7 protein-coding genes and 1 pseudogene are annotated in these 9,788 nt (G+C 76.6%); 4 read left to right on the top strand and 4 right to left on the bottom strand.

The genetic code is table 11. The features are described 5' to 3' along the window. The 3 genes and pseudogenes from GCU69_RS30445 to GCU69_RS30435 all read right to left on the bottom strand — a co-directional run. Positions 1-1,398, bottom strand: a pseudogene (locus tag GCU69_RS30445) (SUKH-4 family immunity protein); the annotation flags it as partial. 7 nt (positions 1,399-1,405) lie between these two features. After that, the gene (locus tag GCU69_RS30440; protein WP_098752290.1) at positions 1,406-2,383 is read right to left on the bottom strand and encodes an SMI1/KNR4 family protein; all 978 of its coding nucleotides are present in this window, start codon (positions 2,381-2,383) and stop codon (positions 1,406-1,408) included. 134 nt (positions 2,384-2,517) lie between these two features. Next, entirely contained in the window at positions 2,518-3,279 is a 762-nt protein-coding gene (locus GCU69_RS30435) for a hypothetical protein (protein ID WP_156207803.1), read from the bottom strand. Positions 3,280-3,478: 199 nt separating this feature from the next. Between GCU69_RS30435 and GCU69_RS30430 the strand changes: the two genes are divergently transcribed. The 4 genes from GCU69_RS30430 (at position 3,479) to GCU69_RS30410 (ending at position 7,902) form a co-directional block, all read left to right on the top strand. After that, complete coding sequence (locus GCU69_RS30430) at positions 3,479-4,000, top strand: YwqJ-related putative deaminase (RefSeq protein ID WP_098755472.1); 522 nt, start codon at positions 3,479-3,481, stop codon at positions 3,998-4,000. A 2-nt stretch (positions 4,001-4,002) separates the two neighbouring features. Further along, positions 4,003-4,527 carry an SUKH-3 domain-containing protein gene (locus GCU69_RS30425; protein WP_156207802.1) on the top strand — a complete coding sequence of 175 codons (525 nt, stop codon included), beginning with the start codon at positions 4,003-4,005 and terminating at the stop codon, positions 4,525-4,527. A gap of 1,115 nt (positions 4,528-5,642) precedes the next feature. Continuing rightward, positions 5,643-6,752 carry an LCP family protein gene (locus GCU69_RS30415; RefSeq protein ID WP_156207800.1) on the top strand — a complete coding sequence of 370 codons (1,110 nt, stop codon included), beginning with the start codon at positions 5,643-5,645 and terminating at the stop codon, positions 6,750-6,752. Positions 6,753-6,894: 142 nt separating this feature from the next. Then, on the top strand, positions 6,895-7,902 hold the full coding sequence (locus GCU69_RS30410; RefSeq protein WP_176604678.1) for a coiled-coil domain-containing protein: 1,008 nt from the start codon (positions 6,895-6,897) through the stop codon (positions 7,900-7,902). 255 nt (positions 7,903-8,157) lie between these two features. Here GCU69_RS30410 and GCU69_RS30405 read toward each other — a convergent pair whose 3' ends face one another. Continuing rightward, on the bottom strand, positions 8,158-9,696 hold the full coding sequence (locus tag GCU69_RS30405; protein WP_156207799.1) for a sensor histidine kinase: 1,539 nt from the start codon (positions 9,694-9,696) through the stop codon (positions 8,158-8,160). Positions 9,697-9,788 lie beyond the last annotated feature (92 nt).

The raw sequence follows: 9,788 nt of genomic DNA, 5'->3' as shown, positions 1-9,788 counted from the left end.
CAGCATCGTCGCCGCGTAGTGCGCGTCACCGCCACCGGACGAACCCGGAGCACCCGGAGCACCGGAAGGAGCGGCCCCCGGCGGCGGCGTGCCCGGGGCGCCGGGGGCGGCAGGCTCACCGGGGCCCTCGGGGCCGAGCTGCGAGACCAGCTGGGTCGGCACGTAACCGCCCGCCGGGGTGCCGGGGGCGCCCGGACCGGACGGCGGAGGCGGCGTACCGGCAGGCTGCGGCGGCGTGGCGCGGCTGGTCTCGGCGTCGGCGATGTCACCGGCACCGGGCGGCACGGGACGGCCGGGAGCACCGGGCTGACCGGGCTGACCGGGCTGACCGGGGGGCTGACCGGGCTGACCGGGCTGACCGGGCTGACCGGGGGGCTGACCGGGCTGACCGGGCTGACCGGGGGCACCCTGCGGACCCGGGGCACCCTGCGGCCCGGGGGCACCGGGCGCCGCCGGGGCACCCGGGGCCGAGCCCTGGTCCGGGCCCGGTGCGTCGAGGGCCGGTGACAGCCGCGTACGGGGCAGGCTGCTGCCGCCCGACATGAGTTCGGTCTTGGCGTCGGCGGAGACACCGGACCGCGTTCCGCCGCCGTCGTCCTCGTCGTCGGCCCCGACCAGCGGCGGCGCGAAGACGGTCGCGGGCAGATCGACGGAGCCCTCGTCACCGGCCCCGGCGGTGTCCGTGCCCGCCCACGGCGTGCCTTCGGAAGGCACCGCCGGGCCGCCGGAGCCACCCGACGCCGCGGGCGCGGCCGGCCCGGCCCCGGAGCCCGGCGCCGAGGAGGGCACACCGTCCCGCGCCGTCGGCTCCCGGTCGCCGGGCCCGCCGGGGAACGCCCCGGCGGAGCCGGACCCCCGGGCGTCCGGCCAGGCACCGGAACCACCGGCCGGGGCGGACACCGGGGAACCGGCGGGCCCACCCGGAGCGGAAGCCGTCGCCCCGGACGACGACACGGAACCCGTCCCCGCCCCGGCACCGGACCGGCCGGCCGGGCCCGCGCCCTGCCGCCGGTCCGGGATGCCGATCTGGTCGGCCGCGTCCTGGAGCCACTGCGGCGGCGTCAGCAGGAACGAGGTCGCCTCCAGGTCCACCCGCGGCGGCGGTTCCTGCCCGCCGTCCGGGTCCGCCTCCTCGGGCCGCGCCCCGTACTCCTCCTCGTAACGGCGGATGACCTCGCCCACCGGCAGCCCCGGCCAGAGGGTCACGTCGCCGCTGTCCCGGGCGATGACCAGCCGGGCCCGGCCGCCGTCCGACGTCGGCCCGTCCTCGCGGTCCTCGGCCCAGGCCACGAAGCCCAGGTCGAACTCGCGCACCCGCACCTCACGGTGCTGATACGCGGGCAGCTCGCCGTTGACCCAGTGCTCCGCCCGCTCCTGCGCCTGCGCAAAAGTCACCATCGCGGCCTCACCCCTCCACCGGAACGGCGTACGCGAAGCCGCCGTCCACCATCAGGTTCGCCACGGTCTCCAGCTCCGGCGGGCTGCCCGCCAGCCGCTGCAGGAAGTCGTCGAAGTCGTCGCCGCAGGGCAGCAGCAGCTTCTCCACCCGCTCCCGGACCGTGTAGCCGTCACGGTCCCGCGCGTCGTCGTACGCGCAGAACCACACCGACCCGATCGCCTCCCCACGCACCTTCAGCGCGAGGACACCGCCCTGGACGAACGCCACGCCCAGGTAGTCCTTGGTGAGGTGGTCGCGCAGGCATTTGTTGATGTACACGAGATCGTTCACGGCCGCCTCGTCGCGGACCGTGAAGAACGGCTGGTCGATCAGCAGCCCCAACTCAGCGTCGAGCGCCACCCCGACCGGCGCGCAGCCGCCCGCCGCCTTCAGGAACGCGCGGTACGCGCCCGGCAGCCGATAGCCCAGGTCCTCCTCGACGCCGAGGACCTGGCTCTCGCCGACCGACAGCGCGCCCTTCGGCAGCCCGAAGTGCGCGGGCCGGGTCTCCTGGAGCGGCCGGGTGCCGCGCTTCTCCTGGTCGACGGCGGCCGTGGCCAGCCCGCCGTGATGCCGCAGCAGTGCCTTCACCTCGACCGGGACCAGCTCCATCCGGCGGCTGCCCGGCACGTGGTGCCAGGTCCAGCCGTGCGGGGTGGCCACCGGCGGCAGGCTGTCCCACAGCTCGTGACCCGCGGCCCGCAGCGCCGCGTTCGCCGATACCAGGTCCGTCAGCCGCAGTTCGTCCACGCCGAAGCCCTCCGGCGGGTCGGCGATCTCCGCGGCGGCCCGGGCGTAGGGCGAGAAGTCCGGGTAACCGGCCTCGTCGACGCGTACCCCTCTGGGGTGCCGGGCGGCACGGACCGGATCCGGGAAGTGCACGACCTGCCCGGCGTAGGCCGTGTTCGGTGGCGCGGCCTCGTGCCCGAGCCGACCTGTCGTCATGGCGGTTGCCCCCTGCTGCGTACGGCTGATGGGGCACAGCCTATGCGCTGCCCGGGACGCCGGTCCCGTCCCGGTCCCCGGCCCCCGGGCCGCCCGGACCGCGGGCCCGCGCGGGTCCCGCGGGCGTCCGGCTGTCAGCCCGCCGCCGCCTCGACCAGCTTCTCGTGCTGCCGGACCGCGACCTTCCGCTCGATCGGCTCCGGGGTGTCCGCCACCCCGAACGACAGATACGAGGCCGTGTTGGCGCCGGTGCGGACGACGGTGACGACGAGGTCCGAGGCGTCCCCCGCACCGGTCAGCCGGAAGGCCACCGAGTCGTCGCCCGCGGGCGCCCCCGGGTCCTCCGGCGCCACCTCGTACCGCGGTCCGCCCGCGCCGCCGGTTCCGGTGAAGGCGTCACAGGACCGCACCGCGCCGCGCAGCTCCGTCAGCCACTTCGCGGCCTCGCCCCGCTCGTGAGCCGCCAGCAGGACCGAGTGCACCGTCCCGCCCCCGGCCGCGCCACCCTTGACGAGGCTGCCGCTCGTGTAGGCCGTTCGGGCGTATTTCGGCTCGGAACTGAGGACGTCCGCGACCGGCGCGCACGCCTCCCGGTCCGTACCGAACCGCTCCTTCGGAACGATGGCGTCCGCGTCCGCCGAGCCGGTCGTCCAGCCCGGCACATCACCCTTCGTGAGCAGCGCCGACTCCAGCTCCGCCGTGCTCAGCGGCGGTACGCCGCCCTTCGCCGCACCCCCGCCGCCCGCCCCGGCGCCGTCCCGCGCCGCCCCCGGCGTGCCCTTGTCCTTCGCCCCGCCGTCACCGGACCCGTCTCCGCCCCCGCTGCACGCGGCGGTGAGCGCCAGCACGGGCACGGCGACGGCTACGGCGGCAACGTGCTGAATACGTGTACCCATGACGGTCACTTTTCCGTCCCCGAGGCCCCCTCACACCTCTTTCCGGTGTATCCGCCCACACCCCGGTGACCTCCCGTCACCCCCCGGTGACCTGCTGTGGAGCGACTCGCGCACAGACATGATCAGACTTCCGCAACAGCACGAGGGTTTGGCAGGCTGTCCCAGCAACTCGGGGGGATGCAAGGAGGGGAAGCACCGCATGAGCGCCACACAAGACCTTCCGGGCACACCACCGGGCGACCCGAGACTGAGCTGGAGCACGGTCGGCACCGGGCGGCCGCCCGCCCTCCGGCACCGCCGGGACGGCATCCTGCCCGCCGTCGCCGCGGCCCTCTCCGTACGCGGCGAGACCCTCACCGCCACGGCCGGCCGCACCGACCGGCCACCCGCACTGCACCCGCTCGTCCAGGACTTCCTCGACACCCTCGGCACCGACCGGCGCGAACGCTTCACCGGCCGCTGCCCCGAGGCCCTGCTGCTCTCCCGCTACCTCACCACCGTCGAGGGCTCCCGCGGCAAGCGCGCCTCCCGCAAGCCGCTCACCGGCGGCGAGGCACGGCGCGCCCTCAAGCACGCGAAGCTCACCGCCCGGCACATCCGCGAGGACGGCGACCCGCGGCACGGCAGCTACGCGCCGCCCTGCCGGTCCTGCTCCCCGCTGCTGGCGCACTTCGGCGTACGCGCCGTCGACCCCACGACCTCCGACACCGACAGGAGCTGACGGTGAACGCCTTCGACCGCGCGGCCACCGACCGCTTCCCCGTGGCCGTGGACGCCGCGCTCCGCAAGACCGGCTGGCAGCCCGGACGCTGGGACATAAGACAGGCGGAGATCTGGGCCGACGCGCTGCGCGCCCACGTCTCCCCCGCCGGGCACCGGCACGCGGTCTTCCCCGCGGCGGTCGAGGTCTGGGCGGAGTTCGGCGGGCTGCACATCGCCGGGACCGGCCCCGGCCGGCACATCGCGCCCACCCCGGTGCTGCTCGACCCCATGTGCGGACTGCATCTCGCCCGTACCCTCTCCGACCTCGGCCGCGCCCTGGAGACCGAGATCTGCCCGCTCGGCGAGGAGACGCCCGGACCGGAGGGCCCCGGCACCGGACAGGCCGTCCTGGCCATCGACACCGAGGGCCGGGTCTACAGCCTGGACCACACCGGTGACTGGTACCTCGGCCCCACCTTCGACGCGGCCCTGGTCACCCTCGTCACCGGCGACCGGCCACCCCGCCTGACCCCGGCCACCGCCTGACCCCGGCCGCCCGGCTCGGACTCGACGGCCCCTTCCGGGCGCAAACCCGCAACCGCCGCGCCCGGGGCGTCGAGACCTTCCACGGCCCCGCCACCGAATCCACCGAATCCACCGAATCCACCGACGAGATGGTCCGGCAGCCGCGGCCCACGACGGACGTGAGGGGGTGGACCCGGAGGGAGGGGGTCTTCCACGCTTACCTGTATGTGTGGCCGCGGAAAAAGGGTGACCGTCTCCGCACACCGTTCAGGCGGCCGTAAACATGCGGTGGAAGACCCCCTCCCGGAGGGCCCGCCCCCGGCACCCGGACGACCGGGGCAACCCCAACCACAGGCCGCCCCGCACCAGAGGGGCACCCCGACCAGTCGGGCACCCCGAACCGGCAGAGGCCCCGAACCGGAGAGGGCCACCGACCCGCAGAGGCCCCCCGGACCGCACAGGCCCCCGGACCGGAGAGGCACCGCAGGCCGACCACCCGAGCCGGACACCCACGGACCGGCCCGGCCCCCGAACCGAGCACCCACGGACCGGCCCCCGAACCGGACACCCGAGCCGGACACCCACGGGCCGACGCACCCACAGGCCAGGCGCCCCACAGGCCGGGCCGCCCCCGGCCCGGAAGGACGCCCCGGCATCCGCGGGGCGCCCGGCACCCGCGGGGCCCGGCACCGGCCGACCTCGCCCGGCACCTTCCGGCACCGGCCCGTGACCGGCCGGGCCCGCCGCCGAAACCGGCCGGGTCCGCCGCCGAAACCCACTGGGCCCGCCGCCCTGACCCACCGGGCCCGACCCGCTGGAGGAGATACAGGCCCTCGCTGGAGCGGGGCAGCACGACGGGGTCGTCCTCGCCGGGCAGCCAGACCTCCTCCAGCCGCTTGGCGAGCCCGGCCCAGAGAGGGACACCCCGGACCACGGCACCCCCGACAGCGCCGCCGCCCGCCCACGGCTCCTCGCACCACCCAGGGCCCCTCACACCGCCCAGGGGCCCCGCGTCCGGGCCCCCGGCGCCGTTCACGGCACGGAGCGCGGCGGCCTCCCGCCGCCCACCGCCATGTCGCCGCCCCACCGCCCACCGCCACCTCGCGGCCGCACGCCCGTTGTGTCACGTTCGTTCCATGGGCGAGCCAGCGAACCCCGGCGGCCCGGCCGGCCCGCGGGGCCGCCGGCCGGGCCCCCCGAACCCCGCGCCCGGCGGCACCACCACACTGCACCGGGCCCACCGCCGCACGCGCCGCCGCGAGGCCCGGCGCGCCCGCCGCGCCGCCCGCCGCGGATGGCCCCGCCGGATCCTCCTCGCCCTGCTCGCCCTCGTCGTGCTGGTCCTCGCCGGCGGTCTCGCCCTCTACATCTGGGCCGGCACCCAGCTCCGCCAGACCTCCGCGCTCACCGGCTACGCCGGGCGCCCCGCCGAGAGCAAGGGCACGACCTGGCTCCTCATCGGCTCCGACAGCCGCTCCGGGTTCACCCCCGAGCAGCGCGAGGACCTGCACGTCGGCGGCGGCGGCGAGCGCAACACCGACAGCCTCATGCTCCTGCACCGGGGCGCCCACGGCCCGTATCTGATCAGCCTTCCGCGCGACTCGTACGTCCCGATCCCCGGCCACGGCAGGGGAAAGATCAACTCGGCGTACGCGCTCGGCGGCCCGGAACTGCTCAGCCGCACCGTCGAGGAGGCGACCGGCCTCCGCCTCGACCACTACGCCGAGGTGGACTTCCTCGGCTTCACCGAGGTCGTCGACGCGCTCGGCGGTGTCCGCATCTGCCTGGACGAGCCCCTGCGCGACCCCCGGTCCGGAGCGGACTTCCCGGCCGGCTGCCGCACGACGGACGGCACCGAGGCGCTCGCCTTCGTCCGCGCCCGCTACACCGACCCCGCCGGCGACCTCGGCCGCGCCGAACGCCAGCGGCAGCTCATCGGCGCCCTCGCCGACAAGGCGCTCGGGCCCTCCGTCCTGCTCAATCCCTTCACCCTGGTACCGGCCACCGACGCGGCCCTCGCCGCCGTCACCGTCGACCGGGGCACGGCCGTGCACGACCTCGGCACGCTCGGCGCCGCCGTGCAGAACACCGCCGGCGGACGCGGCAGCACCACGACCGTGCCCGTCGCGGGCACCACCGGCGCGGGCAGCGCCGGGGACGTCGTGCTCTGGGACCGGCGGCGGGCCGACCAGCTCTTCACCGCCCTCCGCCAGGACCGGCCGATTCCGGCTTTCGCCGCCAAATGACGCATCCTTGAGCGGACGGACGGGCGGAGTGTCGCGTTATGGGCAGTTCACTCCGATCAAGAAAGATGTACGCCGGATACCGCTTCACCCCGGACGCGCTCCCTCCCGGACGCGCTTCACCTCGGACGAAAGGGCTCCAGGCATGAGTGCCAGTTCCGCCGTGTCACCCGACGGGTTCACCACGGTCCGCGGCCGCGAACGCGGCTACCGGCCCGAGCAGGTCGACCGCGCGCTGAGGGACCTGACCGCCAGCCGCGACCAGGCCCTGGACCGCGCCGCCGCGCTCACCGCACGGACCGAGGAACTCGCCGCCGAAGCCGCCCGGCTGCGCGAGGCCGTGAGCCGCCTCGCCCCGCAGGACTACGCCTCCCTCGGCCCCCGCGCCCAGGAGATCCTGGGCGCCGCCGAGGCCGAGGCCGCCGACCTCCGCGACCGGGCCGAGAGCGCGGCCCGCGATCTCGGCGAGAAGGCCGAAGCGGCCGCCGCGGCCCTGCGCGAAGCCGCCCGCGAGCACGCGGGGCGGGTGCGCGGCGAGGCCGAGCAGTGGGCCGGACAGGCCGAGGCCGCCGCCCGGCAGATCGCCGACGACGCCCTCGCCGCCGCCCGCCGGAAAGCCGCGCGGCAGCGCGACGAGGCCAACGCCGCCCTCGAGGAGACCCGCCGCCGGACCACCGAACTCCTCGCCGCCCAGGAACGCGAACTCACCGCCCGCCGCGAGGAGACCGACCGCGAGCTGGCGGCCGCCGCCGACGCCGTGGAAGCCCGTACCACCGAACTCACCGAGCAGGCCCGGCAGGTGCTCGCCGACGCCCGCCGCGCGCGCACCGAGGCCGAGGAGGCCGCCCGCCGCGACCGCGACGAGTCCGAGGCCCACGCCTCCGAAATCCTGGCCCACGCGCATGCCCGCCGCGAACGCGTCGAACGCGAGACCGAACGGATCCTGCGCGACCACACCACCCGCCGGGAAGAGATGCGCGGCCAGATGGAACACATCCGCGCCAGCCTGGCGTCCCTCACCGGCCGCGGCGCCACCGACCGCGAAGCCGGCCGCGGCACCGACCCCGGCACCGGCCGGGTCACCGACCGTGCCACCGACCGCGAAGCCGGCTCCGTACCGACTCCGGCACCGGCACCGCCCGCGGAGGACTGACGGAGCGGCCCCGGTCCACCGGCGCCGCGGCCCGTACGCCCCGCCACGGGCCCGTACGCCCCGCGGTCTCCGCACCGGCGCACGGGCCCCGGCACCGCTCACGGGGCCCGCCCCGCGGGCCCGCACGACTCCCCCCCACGGCCCGCCACGACTTCCCTCACAGCCCGCCGCGACGCGCACCGGGCCCCGGGCCGACCGGACCGACCGGACCGAGCATGCCCCGGGAACCGGCAGGAACGAACACGGGCCGGGCTCTCAGCCCGTGCGGTCGGGCAGCACCGCCGAGACGCGGAAACCGCCCGCCTCCGTCGGCCCCGACACGAAGCCCCCGCCCAGTGCCCTCACCCGCTCCCGCATCCCCAGCAGGCCGTTCCCGCCGCTCGGCAGCCGGGCGTCCGAGCCCCCGGCACCCGCCGGGCCGTTCTCGACCAGCACCGCGACCTCTTCCTCCCGGTGCGCCAGCCGCACCAGCGCCTTCGCGCCTGCCGCGTGCTTGTGGACGTTCGTCAGCGCCTCCTGCACCACCCGGTACACCGTCTGCTCCACCGGTGCCGCATACCCCCGGCCGTCCCCCTCCACGGCCAGCTCCACCGCCATCCCCGCCTGCCGCGACTGGCCCACCAGCAGTTCCAGGTCCGCCAGCCCCGGCCCCTCGCCCGGCTCCGCGGCGAACGGCTCGGCCCCGTTCCGGACCTGCCCGGCTCCCCCGGCCTCCCCGGCATCCCGGGGCTGCCCCGCCCCACGGGGCTCCGGGTCCGGGAACGCCGACGCTCCCGGCGCCCCCTCGCCCCGTCCGCCCCGCACGCCCCGTCCGCCCGGGTCGCCCGGTTCGCCCCGTACACCCGGAGCACCGGCCCCGCCCGCGCCACCCGGCACGGCGGCCCCGGCGCCGGGCTCCCCCTCCGGCCCACCGGCGGCACGCCCCCCGCCCGCCGCCCCGGCCGGAGCGTCCTCCGGCCCCGACCGCAGCACACCCAGCATCTCCCGCAGCTCCGTCAGCGCCTGCCGTCCCATGTCCCCCACCAGCCCGGCGTTCCTCGCCGCCCGCTCCGGGTCCTTCACCGCCACCGCCTGCAACGCCGCCGCGTGCACGACCATCAGGCTGACCCGGTGCGCCACCACGTCGTGCATCTCCCGCGCGATCCGGGTCCGCTCCTCGTTCCGCGCCCACTCGGCGCGCTCCTCGGCCCGGTCCGCGAGCAGCGACAGCTCCCGCTCCAGACCGTCCGCGCGCTCCCGCAGGCTCTCCACCAACCGCCGCCGCGCACCGACGTACAGGCCCAGGAACACCGGCGGCGCCGTCAGGCCCAGCGACATGAGAATCGAGGTCAGCACCATGACCCAGCCCGGCGGGGTGTACCCCTCGCTCTGGAAGTCCTGGTGGAACCGGATGAAGGTCACCAGCAGCGTCCCGATCAGGGACATCCCCGCCAGCGCGGCGACGATGCGCCGGGGCATCTCGGTCGCGGCGAGCGTGTAGAGGCCGACGACGCCCAGCAGGAAGCCCATCTCCGCCGGTGTGACGGCGACCGCCACCAGCACCACCGCGGCCGGCCACCGGCGCCGCAGCAGCAGCGTCGCCCCCGAGACGACCCCCAGCAGCACCGCCGGCGCCACCGGAATCCCCGCCTGGTCCGCGAACGCCACGCCCTCCACGGCGCACTCGACGACCGACACCAGCGCCAGTACGACGTCCAGCACCATGCTCCGCCGCCGGGCCCACCACCACGGCCCCGGCGGCGGCGCGTCCTCCTGCCCGGCCGCTTCCGCGGCCCTTACCCCCGTTGTGGTCATAACGTCCACCCTACGGGCGCACGCCACGGTTTTTCCGGCCCGGTCGGCCACACGGGCACGGTTCGAACAGAGTCGATTTCCACGACTTCCAC

This window comes from Streptomyces lycii (genome assembly GCF_009735685.1).
Classification (GTDB): domain Bacteria; phylum Actinomycetota; class Actinomycetes; order Streptomycetales; family Streptomycetaceae; genus Streptomyces; species Streptomyces lycii.
Note: the sequence above shows the minus strand (reverse complement) of the source record. Positions and strands in the feature narration are given on the sequence as shown.

Excerpts from the sequence above, each read along its gene's own strand:
- GCU69_RS30410 (WP_176604678.1), top strand. The coding sequence starts at position 6,895 with ATGAGTGCCAGTTCCGCCGTGTCACCCGACGGGTTCACCACGGTCCGC.
- GCU69_RS30415 (WP_156207800.1), top strand. The coding sequence starts at position 5,643 with ATGGGCGAGCCAGCGAACCCCGGCGGCCCGGCCGGCCCGCGGGGCCGC.
- GCU69_RS30430 (WP_098755472.1), top strand. The coding sequence starts at position 3,479 with ATGAGCGCCACACAAGACCTTCCGGGCACACCACCGGGCGACCCGAGA.
- GCU69_RS30405 (WP_156207799.1), bottom strand. The coding sequence starts at position 9,696 with ATGACCACAACGGGGGTAAGGGCCGCGGAAGCGGCCGGGCAGGAGGAC.
- GCU69_RS30440 (WP_098752290.1), bottom strand. The coding sequence starts at position 2,383 with ATGACGACAGGTCGGCTCGGGCACGAGGCCGCGCCACCGAACACGGCC.
- GCU69_RS30435 (WP_156207803.1), bottom strand. The coding sequence starts at position 3,279 with ATGGGTACACGTATTCAGCACGTTGCCGCCGTAGCCGTCGCCGTGCCC.